This window comes from Zoogloea sp. (genome assembly GCF_023150065.1).
Taxonomy (GTDB): domain Bacteria; phylum Pseudomonadota; class Gammaproteobacteria; order Burkholderiales; family Rhodocyclaceae; genus Zoogloea.
Genome location: NZ_JAKLLN010000010.1, coordinates 118,687 through 138,961 on the forward strand (window position 1 = coordinate 118,687; position 20,275 = coordinate 138,961).

The window sequence follows — 20,275 nt, forward strand, 5'->3', positions numbered from 1 at the left end:
GATGGTAGAGAGGGTGGCAGAAAAGGTGGCTTTTGTGTCATTTACGCCATTCACTCTAGCCGGCGACCATGGCGGCGTCAAAGTCACCGGGAGCTTCCCATGAACGCCAACGTATTTCTCCTCGCCCTCAGCCAGGCCCTGATGATGACCCTGGTCGGGCTGGTGCTGTCCAGCTCGGCCCGGGTGGCCGTGGGTCTGTCGGCACCGGCCGGGCTGGCCAACCTGCCCCTGGCGGCCCAGTACCTGGCCACCCTGCTGGTGCTGCATCCGGCCGCCCGGCTCATGAGTGCCCATGGCCGCCGTCCGGTGTTCGTGGGGGCTGCACTGGTGGGGGTGGCCGGGCTGCTGCTGGCGGCCCTGGCCGTTGCCCGGGGCAGCTTTGCCCTGTTCGTGCTGGCAGGCCTGGGCATCGGCGTGCTGGGTGGCGTGGGGCAGTTCTATCGCTTTGCCGCCATCGAAGCCGTGCCAGCAGCACGCAAGGGGCTGGCCGTGTCCCTCACCCTCACCGGCGGGGTGCTGGCGGCCTTCCTGGGGCCGTGGCTGGCGCGCTCCACCCGTCATCTGTTCGACACGCCTTTTCTCGCCAGTTTTCTGATCCTCGCCGCGCTGGCCGTGCTGGCAGCCGTGGCAGCAGGGCGCTTGCGTCTGCCCCCGCTGCCCCGACCGCCGGCCCTGGCGTCTCCCCGGCCGGCGCGGCAGCTGCTGGCCGACCCTGGCGTGGGGCTGGCGGTGGCCGCGGCGATGGTGGCCTACGGGGTCATGAACCTGCTGATGACCGCCACGCCCCTGGCCATGCTGTGCGCCGGCCACGATTTCGACGCCACCGCCACGGTGATCCAGTGGCATCTGGTGGCGATGTTCGCCCCGTCCTTCTTCACCGGGGGGCTGATCGGCCGTATTGGCGCGCTGCCGGTGATGGCCCTGGGTGTGCTGGCCAGCCTAGCGGCCATCGGCATCGCCTTGCTTGGCGACCGCTACGGGCACTTCCAGGTGGCACTGGTGCTGGTGGGCCTGGGCTGGAACCTGCTCTACGTGGGCGCCACCACGCGCCTCGCCGAGCGCTGGCGGGACGAGGAGAAGGGGCGGCTGCAGGCGCTCAACGACAGCCTGGTGTTCGCCGTGGTGACGTTGGCCACCTTTGCCGCCGCACCCCTGGTGGACCGGCTGGGCTGGCCCCTGGTGAATGGGCTCGCGGCCGTGCCCTTGCTGGTGCTGCTGGCCTTGGTGGGGCGGGCGATCCTGCGGGGGCGTGCAAGGCTGGCGCCGGCAGGCTGATCTCCCGTATGCTGCGCCGCTGTTCCATTGCCCCGCCACGAGCTGCCTGATGTTTGCCCACCGCGCCCCCACCGCCGTCCTCTTCGATCTGGATGGCACCCTGCTGGATTCCATCCCCGATCTGTCCGAGGCCTGCCACCGGATGATGGTGGAGCTGGGGCGCCCGCCCCACGCCCTGGAGGTGATCCGCACTTTCGTGGGCAAGGGCATGCTCAACCTGGTGCGGCGCTGCCTGGCCGAGTCCGGTTCGGCCGGAGACGCCGAGGTGGAGGCGGCGGTGGAGGTCTTCCGCCGCCATTACGCGGTGGTCAACGGCGAGGGCACGCTGATCTACCCCGGCGTGGTGGAGGCGCTTGAGGCCTTCGAGGCGGCCGGGGTGCCCATGGCCTGCGTCACCAACAAGCCCGGGGCCTTTACCGGGCCGTTGCTCGAACGCACCGGCATCGCCCGCTTCTTCAGCGTAACGGTAAGCGGCGACACCCTGCCCGACAAGAAGCCCCACCCGGCGCCGCTGCTCCATGCCTGCAGCCAGCTGGGGGTGCCGGCGGATGCGGCGTGGATGATCGGCGACTCGGCCAACGACGCCGAGGCCGCCCGGGCCGCCGGCATGCCGGTGCTATTGGTCACCTACGGCTACAGCGAGGGCCGGCCGGTGGACAGCATCGAATGTGACGGGCTACTATCCAGCCTCGTCGATGCGCTGCCGCGCATCCTCACCTGAATTCACGGATACCCAACCATCGTGACCCGCAAGCGCATGTTCTTCGTCGAGGAGTTCCCTGCCGTTCGTATCCCCCGCTCTGGCGGATGCGGCGGCCGGTCATGGCTGCTCGCCTGAGCCAGCCCTGAACTGTCGCGGGCCTGCCCCGTGATACCCTCGCGAAAAAGCACCATGCCCTTCCGGAGTCTCCATGACCGAAGCCGAATTCAACGCCCTGGCCGCCCAGGGCTATAACCGCATCCCGGTTACCCTCGAAACCTTTGCGGATCTCGACACCCCGCTCTCCGTCTACCTGAAGCTGGCCAACGCGCCCAACACCTACCTGCTCGAGTCCGTGCAGGGGGGCGAACGCTTCGGCCGCTATTCCATCATCGGCCTTGCCGCCTCGACCCGCATCGAGGTGCATGGCCGCTCGGTGCTGCTGCTCACCAACGACCGCCTGGTGGAGCGTCGCGATTATGGCGACCCTCTCAACTTCGTCGCCGAGTTCATGGACCGCATCAAGGTGCCGCCCCGCGACCACCTGCCACGCTTTGCCGGTGGCCTGGTGGGCTGCTTCGGCTACGACACCGTGCGCTATATCGAACCGCGCCTGGCCAAGACCGAGAAACCCGACGCGCTGGAAACCCCGGACATCCTGCTGCTGCTGTCCGAAGAGATCGCCATCGTCGACAACCTCTCCGGCAAGCTGACCCTGGTGGTGTATGCCGAGCCCGAGGTGCCCAACGCCTACGTGCGCGCCGTGCGCCGCCTGAAGGTGCTGCTGGCCAAGCTGCGCGAGCCGGTGAGCGTGCCCGTCGAGCAGATCTCCGAGCCCGCCGAGGCGGTGTCCAGCTTTGGCGAGGAGGCCTTCAAGGCCGCCGTGCAAAAGGCCAAGGACTACATCGTAGAAGGCGACATCATGCAGGTGGTGCTGAGCCAGCGCATGAGCAAGCCCTTTGCCGCCAGCCCCCTGGCCCTGTACCGGGCGATCCGCAGCCTCAACCCCTCGCCCTACATGTTCTATTTCAACTTCGAGGAGTTCCAGGTGGTGGGCGCGTCCCCCGAGATCCTGGTGCGCCTCGAGGATGGCGACGTGACGGTGCGCCCCATCGCCGGCACCCGCAAGCGTGGCGCCACCCACGACGAGGACCAGGCCCTCGAGGCCGAGCTGCTGGCCGACCAGAAGGAGCTCGCCGAGCACACCCAGCTCCTCGATCTGGGCCGCAATGACTGCGGCCGGGTGGCCCGCACCGGCACCGTCAAGGTCACCGAGCGCTTCACCGTCGAGCGCTACTCCCATGTGATGCACATCGTCTCCAACGTGGAAGGCAAGCTCAAGGACGGGCTCAACGCCCTGGCCGTGCTGCGTGCCACCTTCCCGGCGGGCACCGTGTCCGGCGCCCCCAAGCTGCGGGCCATGGAGATCATCGACGAGCTGGAACCCACCAAGCGCGGCATCTACGCCGGCTCGGTCGGCTACCTGGGTTTCCACGGCGACATGGACCTGGCCATCGCCATCCGCACCGCGGTGGTCAAGGACGGCCAGATCCACGTGCAGGCCGGCGCCGGCATCGTCGCCGACTCCAACCCGGAAGCCGAATGGCAGGAGACCCGCAGCAAGGCCCGCGCCATGCTGCGTGCCGCCGAGATCGCCGAAGCCGGACTCGACACACGCCTGTGATCGCCCGGTTTGCGGCCTTGCGAACCTGACCTGCCCGCAGCCGCCCGCGACCGGCGGGCGCTGTGAAAAAAATGATTCCCCTGCGCTGACCGCCACCGCGCCGCAGCGCAATTCCGGAAAGGAATGACAGCCATGTTGCTGATGATCGACAACTACGACAGCTTCACCTACAACCTCGTGCAGTACTTCGGCGAGCTGGGCGCCGACGTGAAGGTGTTCCGCAACGACGAGATCAGCGTCGAGCAGATCGCCCACCTGCAGCCCGACCAGATCGTCGTCTCGCCGGGGCCGTGTTCGCCGGCCGAGGCGGGCATCTCGGTGGCCGCCATCAAGGAATTTTCCGGCAAGATCCCGCTGCTGGGGGTGTGCCTCGGCCACCAGAGCATCGGCGCGGCCTTTGGCGGCAAGATCATCCACGCCAAGCAGCTCATGCACGGCAAGGTGTCGCCGGTGCATCACCTGGACCAGGGCGTGTTCAAGGGCCTGCCCAACCCCCTCACCTGCACCCGCTACCACTCCCTGGCCATCGAGCGCGAGAGCCTGCCCGACTGCCTGGAGGTGACCGCCTGGACCGACGACGGGGAGATCATGGGGGTGCGCCACAAGACCCTGCAGGTGGAGGGCGTGCAGTTCCACCCCGAGTCCATCCTCACCGAGCGTGGCCACGACCTGCTGCGCAACTTCCTCGAACAATCCAAAGCCTGACCCCGGAGCCCCCCATGACCTTTAGCGCCCAGGAAGCCCTGCAACGCACCATCGACCACCGGGAGATCTTCTACGACGAGATGCTCTCCCTGATGCGTCAGATCATGGCCGGCGAGATCTCGCCGGTGATGACCGCCGCCATCCTGACCGGCCTGCGGGTCAAGAAGGAGACCATCGGCGAGATCGCCGCCGCGGCGACGGTGATGCGCGAGCTGTCCACCAAGGTGGTGGTGCCGGCCGATGACAACTTCCTGGACGTGGTGGGTACCGGGGGCGATGGCTCCCACACCTTCAACATCTCCACCGCCACCATCTTCGTGGCGGCGGCGGCTGGTGCCAAGGTGGCCAAGCACGGCGGGCGCAGCGTCTCCAGCAAGTCGGGCAGCGCCGACGTGCTGGAGTCCCTGGGGGTCAATCTCAACCTCAACGCCGCCCAGGTGGCCGAGTGCATCGCCGAGACCGGCATCGGCTTCATGTTCGCCCCCAACCACCACAGCGCCATGAAGAACGTGGCCCCGGTGCGCCGGGAGATGGGCGTGCGCACCCTGTTCAACATCCTCGGCCCCCTCACCAACCCGGCCGGTGCGCCCAACACCCTGCTGGGGGTCTTCCACCCCGACCTGGTGGGCATCTGCGTGCGCGTGATGCAGCGCCTGGGCGCCCGGCACGTGCTGGTGGTGCATGGCCGCGACAGCATGGACGAGGTGTCCCTGGGCGCCGCGACCCTGGTGGGCGAGCTGAAGGACGGGGAGATCCGTGAATACGAGATCCACCCGGAAGACTTCGGCCTGACCATGATGGCCAGCCGCAATCTCAAGGTGGCCGACGCCGACGGGTCAAAGGCCATGCTGCTGGGCGTGCTCGACAACCAGCCCGGCGCCGCCCGGGAGATCGTGGCCCTCAACGCCGGCACGGCGCTGTACACCGCCAACGTGGTTGGCTCCATCGGTGAGGGCATCGTCAAGGCCCGCGAGGTCATCGCCTCCGGCGCCGCCCGGGCAAAGCTGGAGGCCTTTGTGGCCTGTACCAGGCGCTTTGCCTGAGGCCGCAGGCTGAATGTCCGTGGGGTCGAGTTCATTCGACCTCAGGGCGTTGATCATCCACATGCCGTTCGCCACAGTCTGCGGTCGAACGAGTCCGACCCCACCGCCGCGCCGGTCGGAGACAGACTGCCAGCGTGCTGGACCCGGAAACGATATCCACGAAAGAACACACTGATGTCCGACATCCTCAACAAGATCCTCGCCGTGAAGCACGAGGAAGTGGCTGCCGCCCGGGCGGTAGTCTCCGACGCCGCCGTGCGTGATCTGGCGGCCGCCCAGGCGCCGGCCCGCGATTTTGTCGGGGCGATCCGCAGCAAGATCGCCGCCGGCCGCGCCGCCGTCATCTCCGAGATCAAGAAGGCCAGCCCCTCCAAGGGGGTGATCCGGGCCGACTTTCGGCCGGCCGAGATCGCCGCCGCCTACGAAAAGGCCGGCGCCGCTTGCCTTTCGGTGCTGACCGACCGGCAGTTCTTCCAGGGCGCCCCCGAGTACCTGCAGGCCGCCCGCGCCGCCTGCAGCCTGCCGGCCCTGCGCAAGGACTTCCTGGTGGACAGCTACCAGGTGTACGAAGCCCGGGCCATGGGCGCCGACGCCATCCTGCTGATCGCCGGGGCCCTCAGCCTGGCCGAGATGCAGGAGATGGAAGCCATTGCCGAGGGGCTCGGTCTGGGCGTGCTGGTGGAGGTGCACAACGGCGCCGAGCTGGATCTGGCGCTGCAGTTGCGCACGCCGCTGCTGGGCATCAACAACCGCAACCTCCGCACCTTCGAGGTCAGCCTGCAGACCACCCTCGATCTGCTGCCGCGCATCCCGGCCGACCGCATCGTGGTCACCGAATCCGGCATCCTGGCGCCGGCCGATGTGGCCCTGATGCGGGCCAACCAGGTCAACGCCTTCTTGGTCGGCGAGGCCTTCATGCGTGCCGACGACCCGGGTGCCGGACTGGCGGCCCTGTTCGGCTGATCCATGAGCGAGGTACCGGCACCGCCGGCAGACGCTGCACCGCCTGGCACGCCGGGTGAGTCGCCCGGGCCGGCGCCCCGTCGCCGGGAGTCCTGGGCTGCGCGCCTGACCCGCGGAGGGCTGGGCCTGTGCCTCGGCCTGGTTGTGGTGGTGCTGCTGCTGGTCGGCTGGCTGGGCGCAACCGCCTCGGGGTTGCGTACCCTGGCCGAGCTGGCCGGCAGCCTGAGCGGTGGCCTGGTGCGCATCGAGAAGCCCGAGGGCTACCTGCTGGGCGAGTGGCGGGCGGGGGCCGTGCACGTGCGCACGCCGACCCTGCAGGTGGACGTCCTCAACCTCCAGCTGGACTGGCGCCCCGGCGCCCTGATGGGCCGGCGTTTCGAGGCGGCGAACCTGAGCGCTTCGGAGCTCCGCGTGGCGAGCCAGCCCAGCACCGAACCTGCCACCCTGCCGGCCAGCCTCGTGCTGCCCCTGGCCCTGCAGCTCGACCGGGTGAGCATCGACCGTCTGCGCATCGCCGACCTGGTGGACGGCCAGCCGACCGCACCCACGCTCGAACTCACCGCCCTGGCGGGCCGGCTGGTGTCGGATGGGCGCCATCATCAGCTCACCGACCTGCGGGCGGGCGCCCCCTTTGGCCAGCTCGCGGCGGATGTCACGCTGGACGGCCAGGCGCCGTTTCCGCTCAAGGCCCGCGCCCATCTGAACACCGTCCAGGACGGCGAAGCCTACGCCGTGGACGCCGAAGCCGACGGCACCCTGGCCGAGCTCGGCCTGACTGCCACGGCGAGTGGCGCCGGCCTGCGCGGCGACGTCCGGCTGGCAGCCACCCCTTTCGCACCGCTGCCCTTGCGCTCGGGGCAGCTCAGCCTGCGCGACGTGGATCCTGCGCGTTTCCATGCCGCCGCGCCCACGGCCCGTCTCGACATCGAGCTGGAGCTGGTGCCCCAGGCGTCGGCCGATGCCCCGGCCGGCCAGCCCGTGGCGCCGGCCGACTGGGTGCTCAGCGGGCCGCTGCGGGTCGTCAATCACACGCCGGGGGCCCAGGATGCCGGGGCCCTGCCCATCGAGTCGCTGCAGGCCAGCCTGCGCTGGGCCAGCGGCGAACTGGCCGCGTCGGGGCTGGTGCTGAAGGTGCCGGGCGAGGGGCGGGCCACGGGCATCCTGCGCTGGAAATCCCCCGGCAAAGACGAGGCCGGTTTCGGGCGGGTCGACGCCGATCTGCGCATCAGCGGCCTGGATGCGCGGCGCCTGGACCGACGCGCGGTGAAAACCCGCATCGCCGGCGAGATCACCGCCCGGGCCGATGCCGACACCCAGATCGTTCAGGCCGACCTGGCCGACGCCCGCCTGGCCTTGCGCCTGAAGGCCCGCCATGGGGCCGGGGTGATCCATGTGGACGAGGCGGTGGCCAGCGCCCGGGCGGCGCGCCTGGCGCTGAGCGGCACGCTGGCGCTGACGGGGACGGGGGCTTTCGACGCCCGGGGCACCTTGAGCCATTTTGACCCCCGCGCCTTCGTCGCAACGGCGCCGCCGGCCGATCTCAATGCCCGCTTCGAGGCTCGCGGCCAGCGACTTCCGCAGCTGGCGGGGGCGTTGGACTTCGAGCTGGCGCCCAGCCAGCTGGAGGGCAAACCTCTGGCGGGCAAGGGCGAGCTGGCCATCGACGGCAGCGTGCTGACTCGCAGTGACGTGAAGCTCGATCTGGCGGGCAACCGCCTGACTGCCCAGGGGCGCTACGGCCGCCCGGGGGATAGCCTGGCCCTTCATCTTGATGCACCGGCGCTGGGCGCCCTGGGCCACGGGCTGGACGGGCGACTCAAGGCCGATGGCGTGCTGCGGGGCAGTGTGGCCCAGCCGGCCGGTGAGTTTTCGGTGCTGGCCGAGCGGCTGGAGGCCGGCGGCGTGCGCATCGACGCCGTCAACGGGCAGGGGCGGATCGCCCCGGGGCGCGGTGGCGAGCTCAAGCTGAACCTGGCCCTGGCCGGGCTGCGGGCGGGGGAGGACAAGGAAGTGCTGGTGCGTCGTGGCAGCCTGACCCTGGGCGGAACCCGGGATGCCAGCACGGCACGGCTCGAGGTGCATGGCTTCCGGCAGCATTCCCTGGTCACCACGCTGGTCGGCAGCCTGTCGGATGGTCCCCGCTGGGACGGGCGGCTGGAGAGTCTGGAGCTGAGCGGCGACTATCCGGTCCGGCTGCTGGCCCCGGCGCCCCTCGTGCTGTCACCGACGGTCGTGAGCCTGGGCCTGGCCGAGCTGCGGGGCGGCAGCGGCGGGCTCTACCGGCTGGAAGAAACCCGCTGGGAGGCCCGCCACCTGGTGGCGCGTGGGCGGGTCAGCGGTGTCCAGGTGGGGGTGATGCTGGACCCCAACACCCGCGCGGTGCGGCGCCAGGGCGACTCCCTGCAGATGGGCGGCGAGTGGGACGTGGACATTGGCGAACAGGCCAACGGCTACGTGCGTTTCCAGCGCGAGAAGGGGGATCTGATCCTGCAGGGGGACATGCCGGTGCGGCTTGGCCTGAGCGATCTGCAACTCACCGTGTCGGCCGCCGCCAGCCGCCTGGCCTTTGGTTTCAGCGCCCGTGGCAGCCAGCTGGGCAGCCTGGCCGGGTCGGGGTCGGCCCTGGCCGAGCGCACCGCCGATGGCAGCCTGCGCCTGGTGCCGGGGGCGCCGCTGCTGGGGTCGGCCAGCCTCGACATGCCTTCCATCGCCTGGGCCGGCCCCCTGGCCGACCAGAACCTCAAGACCGATGGCAGCCTGAAGGGCGAGTTCACCCTGGCCGGCACCCCGGCGCGGCCCGAGACGGCGGGGCGCCTGCGCGGCGAGAAGCTCGATTTCGTGATGGCGGACCAGGGCCTGCACCTGTCGGGGGGCACCCTGGTGGCCGAGTTCAACCGCGAAGTGCTGCGGCTGGACGAGCTGAGCTTTGTCTCCCCCAACCGGGTCCGGCCCCGGGAGAGCCGCATCGACGTCGGCCGCCTGACCCGGGAGCCGGGTACCCTGCGCACCACCGGACAGGTCCAGCTGGCCAGCGGGGAGGGGCGCTTTGTCTTCAAGGCCGACCGCCTGCCTTTATTGCAGCGGCCCGACCAGTGGCTGGTGCTGAGCGGCGAAGGTGAGGTGCTGAGCGGCTGGAATTCGGCCCACCTGAAGGGCCGCCTGGCGGCGGATGCGGGCTTCGTGGAGCTGTCGCGCACGCCGGCCCCCAGCCTGGGGGAGGATGTGGAGGTGCTCGATCCGCGCCGGGCCGAGAAGGCGCCGGTGAGCCCCTTCCGCATGGGGGTGGATCTTGTTCTCAGCTTGGGGGATGCCCTCTACGTGAAGGCCCTGGGGCTCGACACCCGCCTGGCGGGTGAGCTGCGCCTGCAGTCTGGCGAGGGCAAGCCCCTCAGTGCCACCGGCACCATCACCACCCAGGGGGGGCTTTTCGAGGGCTATGGCCAGCGCCTCTCCATCGAGCGCGGCATCGTGACCTTCAACGGGCCGGTGGCCAATCCGGGGCTCAACGTGGTTGCCCTGCGCAAGGGGCTGACCGTGGAGGCGGGCGTCGGCATCACCGGCACGGCCCGCCGGCCGGTGGTGCGCCTGGTGTCCGAGCCCAACGTGCCCGACCCGGAGAAGCTCGGCTGGATCGTCCTCGGGCGTCCGCCCGACCAGGGCTCCGGCGGTGAAATGGCCCTGCTGCTGCCGGCCGCCCAGGCCTTGCTGGGGGGGACGGGAGGGGGCCTGTCGGCCAGCCTGGCCAGCGCCCTGGGGTTTGACGAAATCTCCTTTGGTTCCAGCATCGACCCTCGCACCCGGGTGCAGACCAGCAGTGTGGCGACCGGCAGCGTCACCGGCACGGCGTCGAGCGCCTCTTCGCGCAATGTGGATTCGGTGCCCGGCCAGGTCATCACCATCGGCAAGCGCCTGTCGTCCCAGGCCATGCTGTCCTTTGAGCAGAGCATTGCCGGCACCTCCAGTGTGGTCAAGCTCACCTACCAGCTGACCCGCCGCATCTCGGTGATCGGCCGGGCGGGCAGCGAGAACGCCCTGGATGCCCTGTTCTCCATCAGCTTTCGCTGAGCTAAAGCCATAAGCCGAGGAGGGACATTTTGTCTTCGCGGAGACAGATTGTCCCTTTCCTTCTTATGGTCTTTTTTCCAAGTCATTGATTCTGCGGGTGGCGCCTGCTGGCATGTTACGTGCCATGCAGAAGCAGCTTTGATAGGTCCTATTAAGCGCGCGTCCATAAAAAGTGGTGCATTTTTATTGGTTATCAAAGCCGGGGCCGGGCCTGCCCTCCTGTCACAGAACAGGGGGCAAGGCGGGAAGCTCCGGGTTGATGACCGGTGGGGTGAGCACCCTCTCCAGCACTGATCCCGGAATGCTTCCGTGCCTCCAATTTCGGGAATCAATTTGGAGACTTTCATGGACAACAAGGGAACACCGTCCGTTGGGGTGAAGATCAACCGTCGGCAGTTCTTCCGGATTTCGGCGGCGGGGGTGGGGGCGTCCAGTGCGGCGCTGGTCGGCGTGATGCCGGCAACGGCACAGGCCGAGGTGCGGCAGTACAAATTGACCCGGGCGCGGGAGGTGCGCAACACCTGTACCTATTGCTCGGTGGGCTGTGGCCTGCTGATGTACAGCCTGGGGGGCGGGCCGAAGAACGCCCGGGCCGAGATCATCCACATCGAGGGGGATCCGGACCATCCGGTCAGTCGCGGGGCCCTGTGCCCGAAGGGCGCCGGGCTGCTCGACTTCATCCACAGCCCGGGGCGCCTGCGCTATCCCGAAGTGCGCGAGCCCGGCAGCAACGCATGGAAGCGCATCTCCTGGCACGAGGCCATCGAGCGCATCGCCAAGCTCATGAAGGCCGACCGCGACGCCAACGTGGTGGAGAAGAATGCCGAGGGTGTCCCGGTCAATCGCTGGATCTCGACCGCCATGCTCACCGCCTCGGCCTCGTCCAACGAGACGGGCATCATCACCCAGAAGTTCATGCGCTCCCTCGGGATCGTCGCCACCGACGCCCAGGCGCGGGTTTGTCACGGCCCCACGGTGTCGGCGCTGGCGTCCACCTTCGGGCGTGGGGCGATGACCAACAGCTGGGTGGACATCAAGAACGCCGACTTCATCCTGGTGATGGGCGGCAACGCCGCCGAGGCGCACCCGGTAGGCTTCCGCTGGGCCATCGAGGCCAAGAAGCAGCGTGGAGCCAAGCTGGTGGTGGTCGATCCCCGCTTCAACCGCACCGCTGCGGTGGCCGACCACTACATGCCGATCCGCGCCGGTTCCGACATCGCCTTTCTCGGCGGGGTGATCAACTGGCTGATCGCCCACGACAAGATCCACTGGGACTACGTCAAGGCGTACACCAACGCGGCGGCCATCGTCGGTGAAGGCTATTCCTTCGACGAAGGTTTGTTCTCCGGCTACGACGCCGAGAAGGGCAAGTATGACCGGGCCAGCTGGAGCTACGAGCTGGACGCCGCCGGCATCATCAGGACCGACCCCACCCTGCAGCACCCGCGCTGCGTGTGGAACCTGATGAAGGCGCACTACGCCCGCTACACCCCGGAGATGGTGACCAACCTGACCGGCACGCCGCTGGAAGGCTTCCTGAAGGTGTGCGAGCTGCTGGGCGAGACGGCGGCGCCCGACAAGGTCGGCACCATCCTCTATGCGCTGGGCTGGACGCAGCACACGGTGGGTGCCCAGAACATCCGCACCATGGCCATGATCCAGCTGCTGCTGGGCAACATCGGCATGCCGGGGGGCGGCGTGAATGCCCTGCGCGGCCACTCCAACATCCAGGGCCTGTCCGACCTCGGCCTGCTGTCCACCGCGCTGCCGGGCTACCTGACCCTGCCCAACGAAAAGGCGCATCCGGGCTTCACCGACTATATCGCCAAGACCACCCCGAAGGCGCTGCGTGAGGGGCAGTTCAACTACTGGAGCAACACCCCCAAATTCTTCGTCAGCCTGATGAAGTGGTTCTGGGGCGACAAGGCCACCAAGGACAATAACTGGGGCTACGACTGGCTGCCCAAGTGGGACAAGCTCTACGACGTGCTGCAGGTCACCGAGCTGATGCACCAGGGCAAGATCAACGGCTTCATCGTGCAGGGTTTCAACCCGCTGGCTTCCTTCCCGGATGCCAACAAGGTGGTGGAGGCCTTCAGCAAGCTCAAGTACATGGTGATCATCGATCCGATCGCCACCGAGACTTCCACCTTCTGGAAGAATCAGGGTGAATCGAACAACGTTGATCCCGCCAAGATCCAGACCGAGGTCTTCCGCCTGCCGTCCACCTGCTTTGCCGAGGAAGACGGCGCCATCGTGAACTCCGGCCGCTGGTTGCAATGGCACTGGAAGGGCGCCGAGCCCCCCGGTGAGGCCAAGGGCGACCAGGAGATCATCGGCGAGCTCTTCGTGGCCCTGCGAGAGCTGTACCGGAAGGAGGGCGGCAAGGTGGCCGAGCCGATCCTCAACCTTTCGTGGCCTTACCGTGATCCGGCCGCGCCCACCCCCGAGGAGCTGGCCAAGGAGCTCAATGGCCGGGCCCTGGCGGACATCCCCGACCCGAAGGACCCGACCCGCTTTCTGGCCAGAAAGGGCGAGCAGCTGCCGGGCTTTGCGGTGCTTCAGGACGACGGCTCGACCCTGTGCGCCAACTGGATCTTCTCGGGTTGCTGGACGCAGGCCGGCAACCAGATGGCCCGCCGGGACAACACCGACACCGGCCTGGGCAACACGCCGGGCTGGGCGTGGAGCTGGCCGGCCAACCGCCGCATCCTTTACAACCGCGCCTCGTGCACGCCGGAAGGGAAGCCCTGGGATCCGAGCCGCAAGCTGATCGCCTGGAATGGCGAAAAGTGGGCCGGGGCCGACGTGCCCGACTTCAAGGCCGACGCGGCGCCGGACTCGGGCATGGGGCCTTTCATCATGAACCCCGAAGGCATCGGCCGGCTGTTCTGCGTGGACAAGCTGGTGGATGGCCCCTTCCCCGAGCACTACGAGCCGATGGAGTCGCCGCTGGGCACCAATCCGCTCCATCCCAAGGTGGTCACCAGCCCGGCGGTGCGCATCTTCAAGAGCGACCAGGAGCGCCTCGGCACGCACAAGGACTTCCCCTATGTGGGCACCACCTACCGCCTCACCGAGCACTTCCAGTTCTGGACCAAGTCGGTACGCCTCAGCGCCATTGCCCAGCCGGAGCAGTTTGTCGAGATCAGCGAGACCCTGGCGCGGGAGAAGGGCATCGCGGCCGGAGACTGGGTCAAGGTCAGCTCCAAGCGGGGTTACATCAAGGCCCGGGCGGTGGTGACCAAGCGGGTCAAGGCCCTGACGGTGAACAAGCAGACCGTGCACCAGATCGGCATACCGCTGCACTGGGGCTGGGAAGGCGTGGCGAAGAAGGGCTTCCTGACCAACGTCCTGCCGCCGGCGGTGGGCGACTGCAACACGCAGACGCCCGAATACAAGGCCTTCCTTGTCAATCTGGAAAAAATCTGAGGAGCATGAACGATGGCTCTCCAATCGCTTGACATCCTGCGCCGCTCCGCCACCACCACGCCCCCGCCGGGCGTGCGCAAGGGCGTCGAGGTGGCCAAACTGATCGACGTGTCCGCCTGCATCGGCTGCAAGGCCTGCCAGGTGGCCTGCTCCGAGTGGAACGACATCCGCGCCGAGGTAGGCAGCTGCGTCGGTGTGTATGACAACCCGACGGATCTGTCGGCCCAGGCGTGGACGGTGATGCGCTTTGCCGAACACGAGGAGAAGGATCGGCTCGAGTGGCTGATCCGCAAGGACGGCTGCATGCACTGTGCCGATCCGGGCTGCCTGAAATCGTGTCCGTCGCCCGGCGCGATCATCCAGTACGCCAACGGGATCGTCGATTTCCATCAGGAAAACTGCATCGGCTGCGGCTACTGCGTGACCGGCTGCCCCTTCAACGTACCGCGCATCTCCAAGGAAGACAGCAAGGCCTACAAGTGCAGCCTGTGTTCCGACCGGGTGGCGGTGGGCCAGGAGCCTGCCTGCGTGAAGACCTGCCCGACCGGCGCGATCCAGTTCGGCTCCAAGGAGGACATGAAGGATTACGCCGCCACACGCATCGCCGACCTCCAGCGGCGTGGCTACGACCAGGCCGGGCTGTATGACCCGCAAGGGGTGGGCGGCACCCACGTGATGTACGTGCTGCACCACGCCGACCGGCCCGAGCTCTACAACGGGCTGCCGGCCAACCCGAGCATCAGCCCGCTGGTGTCCCTGTGGAAGGGCTTTGCCAAGCCCCTGGCCACCCTGGCCCTGGCCGGTGTGGCCCTGGGCAGCCTGTTCCACTACGTCACCAAGGGGCCGAACGAGGTCTCGAAAGAGATCGAGGACGAGATCGAAGCGGAAGACAAGGAGGCAACGAAATGATCCGTGATCCGAAGGACCTCAAGCGCTACAACGCGTCCGAGCGGGCCAACCACTGGGTGGTGGGCATCAGCTTCATCCTGCTGGCCCTGTCCGGCCTGGCCTTCTTCCACCCGGCCTTCTTTCCACTGACCCAGCTGTTTGGCGGGCCGGTGTGGGCGCGCATCCTGCATCCCTACGTCGGGGTGCTGATGGCGCTGGCCTTTCTGGTCATCTTCCTGCGCTTCAAGCATCTCAACAGGATGACCGCGGCGGACAGGGAATGGCTGGCCAAGGCAAAGAACATGGTGGATGGCAACGACCATGACATGCCCGAGCAGGGCAAATACAACGGGGGGCAGAAGGTCATGTTCTGGGCTCTGGCCACCTGCATGCTGCTGATGACCGTGTCGGGCTTGGCCATCTGGCGGGCCTGGTTTGGCTTCGACATCACGCTGGTGCGGCTGGGGGCGGTGGTCCATGCCGCCGCCGGCGCGGTGATGATCGCCCTGATCATGGTCCACGTGTATGCCGCCATCTGGGTGAAGGGCACCATCCGCGCCATGTGGTACGGCACGGTGACCCGGGCCTGGGCCAAGCAGCATCACCGGGGCTGGTATCGCCAGATGACCGGAAAGTAATCGCGTCGAACGCGCGGGGAGGCCACTCCCCGTGCCGGGCGATTTTCCCCTTGTGATGAAAGAGGATCATGACTGCTCCAATCCTTGATTTTCCGCCGGCTGCCTCCCCGGGTGAACTCCCGCTGCCGGCGACGACCTTCCTCCGTCCCGTCGTCCGGGTGCAGGACGGGCAGCGCCGGGTGACGGAGGACGAAGTGATCGAAGAGGTGCCGGTGGCGCTGGTGTACAACGGCATCTCCCATGCCGTGATGCTGGCATCGCCTGCCGATCTCGAGGACTTCGCTCTCGGTTTCAGCCTTGGCGAGGGCATCCTGGCCGAGAAGGGCGAGCTGTACGACCTGGAGGTGCGCACCACCTGCGATGGCATCTCGGTAGAAATGGAGATCTCGACGGCCCGCTTCATGGCCCTCAAGGCCAGGCGGCGCTCGCTGGCCGGCCGCACCGGCTGCGGTCTGTGCGGTGTGGACAGCCTGGCCAGCCTTACCCGGCCTTTGGGGGGGCGTCTGGCGCGTCCCGAGTGGGCCCTGTCGGTGGCTGCGGTGGGCGAGGCGCTGCGCCAGCTGCCCCACTGGCAGACGCTGCGTCAGCAGACCGGGGCCGCCCATGGGGCAGCCTGGGTCGGCCCCGACGGCACCATCCGCTGTCTGCGGGAGGATGTCGGCCGCCACAACGCCCTCGACAAGCTCGTCGGCGCCCTGGCACGCCAGGGGGCCGCACCCGGCGATGGCTTTGTGCTGATCACCAGCCGTGCTTCGTACGAGATGGTGCAGAAGGCGGCCAGCGCCGGTATCGGCACCCTGGTGGCGGTTTCTGCGCCGACCGCCATGGCCGCCCGCCAGGCCGAGGCCGTCGGCATGCTGCTGATCGGCTTTGCCCGCCCGCAGCAGCTGGTCGCCTACAGCTGCGCCAGCCATCTGGAGTCCACCGCCGCCCCGCACGGGGACGGCCGCTCCTTCATGTAGCCCTGCCCAATTCTTTTCATGCCCTCAATGAATCTCACCGAAAACATCCTGCCATCCTCCATTGCACCGGCCACGCTGCTGCTGCCGTCGCCGAGCCTGTTCGGCACCCGGGCGTCCCGCCTGCGCCAGCTTGCCCACGGGCACGAGCTGGCTCCCTGGCTCAATGGACTGGCAGCCCTGTGCGATGCCCAGCAGCGGGCCCTTGATACCTTGCCGGTGCTCACCGGCCTCCCAGCGGGCAACTCCGCGCGACCGCCCCTCGCTGGTCCGGTGGCGGCCCTGGAGCAGGCCTTGCCTGCCGTCGTCCACCAGCTGTTCGCCGCCAGTCGCGGGCTTCCGCTGTCCGTGGCCCGGGTGCCCGGCGTGGAGGAATTGCAGCGCAGCGCCCGGGAGGGCCTGAGGCTGGCCGCGGGGGAGGTGGCTGCCGGGCCGCGGGATGCCGTTGCCGTTCTGGTGGCCGCCGCGCTGCAGGTGGTGTGGACTGCCGCCGCCCGGACGATCGCCCTGCCGTCCATGACGCCCCTGCAGGATCTTGCCCCCTGCCCATGCTGCGGCAGCGCCCCGGTGGGGGCGGTGGTGATGGCGGGGGAGGGTAAGGGCGGCCTCCGCTACCTGGAGTGCAGCCTGTGCGCGACCCGCTGGAACGCGGTGAGGGCGCGCTGTACCGTCTGCGAAGAGGGGAGTGTCGTCCAGTATCTGGGTCTTGAAGGGGCTTCCGGTGCGGTCCAGGCCGAGGCCTGTGATCACTGCGGGGGCTACATCAAGACCTTTTTCCAGGACAAGGACATTCAGGTTGACCCGGTGGCGGACGATCTGGGCTCGCTGGCGCTGGACATCCTGGTGGGGGAGCAGGGGTATGCCCGCGCTGCGCCCAACCTCTTCCTGGGGGATGCCGAGCCGGTGTGAAGGGTGGGCAGGCCCCGGGGCGAGATACCGGGCCCTGCACATTGTCAGCCGTGCATGTGGTTTCCATCGGCCGCGCCGGCCTAATTGATCCGCATCATGGACGGCCTGCCGGGCCTTGGGCGAGATGGTGGACCCCCTGTCAGGAGCCCGTCATGTCTGTCCGCCTCGATCCCCGCCGAATTTCCAGCGCTGTCGTCCTTGCCGCCCTGAGTGAGGGCTGGCGGCAGCTGCGCCGCTGCCTGAAGCCGGCGGCCGGCTTTGCCGCCGTCTTCGTGCTGATCGGGCTGCTGATCTTTGCGGCGCTGCTCCGGCTTGACCTGGCCCAGATGATGCTGCCCTTTACGGGGGGCTTCCTGCTGGTGGGGCCGGCCGTGCTCAGTGGCTTCATTGCCCTGCGGCGGGCGCGGGAAAAAGGGGCGCGCCCGGGCATGCGGGACGTGCTGGAAGCCTTTCGCAGGGCGCCCCGGGGCCTGTGGGTGGTGGCCGGGGTGTGTGCGCTGCTGTTCCTTATCTGGATCTCCGACGCAGCCACGGTGTACAGTTTCATGATCGGCGTCGGCACGGCGCCGGAGGCCGGGCAGGTGCTGCGCTTTCATGCCTTCACCGGGGTGATGGGCGCGGTGCTGGCCTTCATCGTGTTCTGCATCTCGGCGTTCTCGGTGCCGCTGCTGTTCGATCGCAGGGCCAACCTGGTCCAGGCGGTCAGTGCCAGCGTGAAGGCCGTGTTTGCCAATTTCGGGGCGATGCTGGTGTGGGGCCTGGTGCTGGCCGTGGCGGTGATCGCCACCATCCTGTGCCCGCCGCTGCTGCTGTTGAGTCTGCCCTGTCTCGCCTTTGCCAGTGATCTGATTTATCTTGAAATCTTTCCGCCGGACTGAGGTCTGCCGGATATCTCCCACTTGTTCAGGACAGTCATGGCAGAGAATCTTCCGACAACCGAGGTGGCCATTCTTGCGGGCGGCTGCTTCTGGTGCCTCGAAGCAGTGTATCTGGGCGCCGAGGGCGTCCATGGCGTCACCTCCGGCTACATCGGCGGCCACCTGGATGCGCCCACTTACGAGCGCATCTGCGATGGCGACACCGGCCATGCCGAGGCGGTGCGCATCGAGTTCGACCCGGCGGTGATCGGCTTTGCCGACCTGCTCGACATCTTCTTCGCCATCCACGACCCAACGACGCCCAACCGTCAGGGCAATGATGTGGGTACCCAGTACCGCTCGGCGATCTTCACCACCACCCCCGAACAGGAAACCCTGGCCCGGCAGGCGGTGGCGGTGCTGGAACGAGAGGGCGTCTTCCGGGCCCCGATCGTCACCGAGATCCTGGCTGCGCCCCGTTTCTGGCCGGCGGAGCCCTATCACCACGACTACTTCAGCCGCAACGGGCACCAGCCCTACTGCCAGTATGTGGTGGCGCCCAAGGTGGCCAAGTTCCGCAGCAAGTTCGCCAAGCGGGTGAAGGCCACTTGAAATAGAATCCGGCGGTCTTTCACAAGGAGCATTCCATGACCCAAACCACCACGGCGAGCGGCCTCGTCATCGAAGACCTGGAAGTTGGCACCGGCCCCGAGGCCACGGTTGGTCAGCACGTCCAGGTGCATTACACCGGCTGGCTCACCGACGGCAAGAAATTCGATTCCAGCAAGGATCGCAACGACCCCTTCGTCTTTCCCCTGGGCGCACGCCACGTGATCTCGGGCTGGGATGAGGGTGTGCAGGGCATGAAGGTGGGCGGCCGCCGCAAGCTGACCATTCCGCCGAACCTGGGCTACGGTGCCCGTGGCGCCGGTGGCGTGATCCCCCCGAACGCCACCCTGGTGTTTGAAGTGGAGCTGCTGGCCGTCAAGTGATGCCGGCCTGAGCACAAAAAAGGGCGCCTGCGGGCGCCCTTTTTTGTCTGCGTGCAGCGGGGTTCAGGCCAGGATGTCCTTCAGGGCGTCCACCAGCAGCGCGCACTGGGCGTCGGTGCCGACGGTGATGCGCAGGAACTGCTCGATGCGTGCGGCCTTGAAGTGGCGCACGATGATGCTGCGCTCCCGCAGGGCGGCCGCCAGCGCGGCGGCGTCCCGGGTCGGGTGGCGGGCGAAGACGAAATTGGCGGCCGACGGGAGCACCTCGAAGCCCAGGCCACTGAGGCTGGCCGACAGGGCGTTGCGGCTGGCGATGACCTGGCGCCGGGTAGTGTGGAACCAGGCCTCGTCGTCCATGGCGGCGCTGGCGCCCACCAGGGCCAGGCGGTCGAGGGGGTAGGAGTTGAAGCTGTCCTTGACCCGGGTGAGTGCCTGGATGAGCTCGGGCTGCCCGATGGCAAAACCCACCCGCAGACCGGCCAGGGAGCGGGATTTTGAGAGGGTCTGGGTGACCAGGATGTTGGGGTGGCGGCGGATGAGGGCCACCGCGGTGGGGATCACGTCCAGCCCGCCGAAATCCACGTAGGCCTCGTCGATGACGATGGGGGCATCGGGCAGCGCGGTGGCGACGCGGGCGATGTCGGCCAGTGGCAGCAGCCGGCCGGTGGGGGCGTTGGGGTTGGGGAAGATCACCGCGCCGACCCGGTCGGCGCCCCGTGCGATGTAGTCGTCCACCTGGATGGCGAACTGGGCATCCAGGGGCACCGCTTCGAAATCGATGTCGTAGAGCCCGCAGTAGACCGGGTAGAAGCTGTAGGTGATGTCCGGGAAGAGCAGGGGCGCGTCGTGCTTGAGCAGGGCCTGGAAGGTGTGGGCCAACACCTCGTCCGAGCTGTTGCCTACAAAAACCCAGTCGTCCGGCACATCGAAGTGGCGTGCCACCGCGGCCTTGAGCTGGGCGCCGGTGGGGTCGGAGTAGAGCTTGAGGCGGTCGCCGTCCTCACCCAGTTCGGCGCGGATGGCCTCGACGACCCTCGGGCTGGGCGGGTAGGGGTTCTCGTTGGTGTTGAGCTTGACCAGCTTGGCGAGCTTGGGCTGCTCGCCCGGCACATAGGGGGTCAGGTCGTGGACGACGGGGCTCCAGAAGCGGCTCATGGCAAATCTG

The 20,275-nt window shown here is 68.1% G+C and carries 16 protein-coding genes; 15 read left to right on the forward strand and 1 reads right to left on the reverse strand.

Annotated elements, in window-relative coordinates; all coding sequences use genetic code 11:
* Window positions 1-99: 99 nt before the first annotated feature.
* The 15 genes from L6Q67_RS13060 to L6Q67_RS13130 all read left to right on the forward strand — a co-directional run bounded on the left by L6Q67_RS13060 (window position 100) and on the right by L6Q67_RS13130 (window position 19,110).
* Window positions 100-1,275: an MFS transporter gene (locus L6Q67_RS13060; RefSeq protein WP_296569990.1), complete on the forward strand. Its 1,176-nt coding sequence runs from the start codon at window positions 100-102 to the stop codon at window positions 1,273-1,275.
* 49 nt (window positions 1,276-1,324) lie between these two features.
* Complete coding sequence (locus tag L6Q67_RS13065; RefSeq protein ID WP_296569992.1) at window positions 1,325-1,996, forward strand: phosphoglycolate phosphatase; 672 nt, start codon at window positions 1,325-1,327, stop codon at window positions 1,994-1,996.
* Between the two features lie 190 nt (window positions 1,997-2,186).
* Window positions 2,187-3,659 (forward strand): anthranilate synthase component I, encoded by a 1,473-nt coding sequence (gene trpE, locus L6Q67_RS13070; protein ID WP_296569994.1) that lies wholly within the window; start codon window positions 2,187-2,189, stop codon window positions 3,657-3,659.
* A 132-nt stretch (window positions 3,660-3,791) separates the two neighbouring features.
* Window positions 3,792-4,364, forward strand: a complete 573-nt coding sequence (locus L6Q67_RS13075) for an aminodeoxychorismate/anthranilate synthase component II (RefSeq protein ID WP_296569996.1) — start codon at window positions 3,792-3,794, stop codon at window positions 4,362-4,364.
* Between the two features lie 14 nt (window positions 4,365-4,378).
* Window positions 4,379-5,407 carry an anthranilate phosphoribosyltransferase gene (gene trpD / locus L6Q67_RS13080; RefSeq protein WP_296569998.1) on the forward strand — a complete coding sequence of 343 codons (1,029 nt, stop codon included), beginning with the start codon at window positions 4,379-4,381 and terminating at the stop codon, window positions 5,405-5,407.
* Window positions 5,408-5,581: 174 nt separating this feature from the next.
* Window positions 5,582-6,370, forward strand: a complete 789-nt coding sequence (trpC, locus tag L6Q67_RS13085; RefSeq protein ID WP_296570000.1) for an indole-3-glycerol phosphate synthase TrpC — start codon at window positions 5,582-5,584, stop codon at window positions 6,368-6,370.
* Between the two features lie 3 nt (window positions 6,371-6,373).
* A complete protein-coding gene (locus L6Q67_RS13090; RefSeq protein WP_296570002.1) occupies window positions 6,374-10,435 on the forward strand; it encodes a translocation/assembly module TamB domain-containing protein in 4,062 nt (1,353 codons plus the stop codon).
* Between the two features lie 375 nt (window positions 10,436-10,810).
* Window positions 10,811-13,867, forward strand: coding sequence for a formate dehydrogenase-N subunit alpha (gene fdnG, locus L6Q67_RS13095; RefSeq protein ID WP_296570055.1), 3,057 nt, complete (start codon window positions 10,811-10,813; stop codon window positions 13,865-13,867).
* A 12-nt stretch (window positions 13,868-13,879) separates the two neighbouring features.
* Window positions 13,880-14,776, forward strand: coding sequence for a formate dehydrogenase subunit beta (fdxH, locus tag L6Q67_RS13100; RefSeq protein WP_296570005.1), 897 nt, complete (start codon window positions 13,880-13,882; stop codon window positions 14,774-14,776).
* The gene (locus L6Q67_RS13105) at window positions 14,773-15,393 is read left to right on the forward strand and encodes a formate dehydrogenase subunit gamma (RefSeq protein ID WP_296570007.1); all 621 of its coding nucleotides are present in this window, start codon (window positions 14,773-14,775) and stop codon (window positions 15,391-15,393) included. The genes fdxH and L6Q67_RS13105 overlap by 4 nt, the downstream gene beginning before the upstream one ends.
* Window positions 15,394-15,461: 68 nt before the next feature.
* Entirely contained in the window at window positions 15,462-16,355 is an 894-nt protein-coding gene (gene fdhD / locus L6Q67_RS13110; protein WP_296570009.1) for a formate dehydrogenase accessory sulfurtransferase FdhD, read from the forward strand.
* Window positions 16,356-16,382: 27 nt separating this feature from the next.
* On the forward strand, window positions 16,383-17,261 hold the full coding sequence (fdhE, locus tag L6Q67_RS13115) for a formate dehydrogenase accessory protein FdhE (RefSeq protein ID WP_296570011.1): 879 nt from the start codon (window positions 16,383-16,385) through the stop codon (window positions 17,259-17,261).
* 152 nt (window positions 17,262-17,413) lie between these two features.
* Window positions 17,414-18,139: a DUF2189 domain-containing protein gene (locus L6Q67_RS13120; RefSeq protein WP_296570013.1), complete on the forward strand. Its 726-nt coding sequence runs from the start codon at window positions 17,414-17,416 to the stop codon at window positions 18,137-18,139.
* Window positions 18,140-18,175: 36 nt separating this feature from the next.
* Window positions 18,176-18,730: a peptide-methionine (S)-S-oxide reductase MsrA gene (gene msrA, locus L6Q67_RS13125; RefSeq protein ID WP_296570014.1), complete on the forward strand. Its 555-nt coding sequence runs from the start codon at window positions 18,176-18,178 to the stop codon at window positions 18,728-18,730.
* A gap of 35 nt (window positions 18,731-18,765) precedes the next feature.
* Window positions 18,766-19,110 (forward strand): FKBP-type peptidyl-prolyl cis-trans isomerase, encoded by a 345-nt coding sequence (locus tag L6Q67_RS13130; protein ID WP_296570016.1) that lies wholly within the window; start codon window positions 18,766-18,768, stop codon window positions 19,108-19,110.
* A gap of 63 nt (window positions 19,111-19,173) precedes the next feature.
* Here L6Q67_RS13130 and hisC read toward each other — a convergent pair whose 3' ends face one another.
* Window positions 19,174-20,265 (reverse strand): histidinol-phosphate transaminase, encoded by a 1,092-nt coding sequence (gene hisC, locus L6Q67_RS13135; RefSeq protein ID WP_296570017.1) that lies wholly within the window; start codon window positions 20,263-20,265, stop codon window positions 19,174-19,176.
* Window positions 20,266-20,275 lie beyond the last annotated feature (10 nt).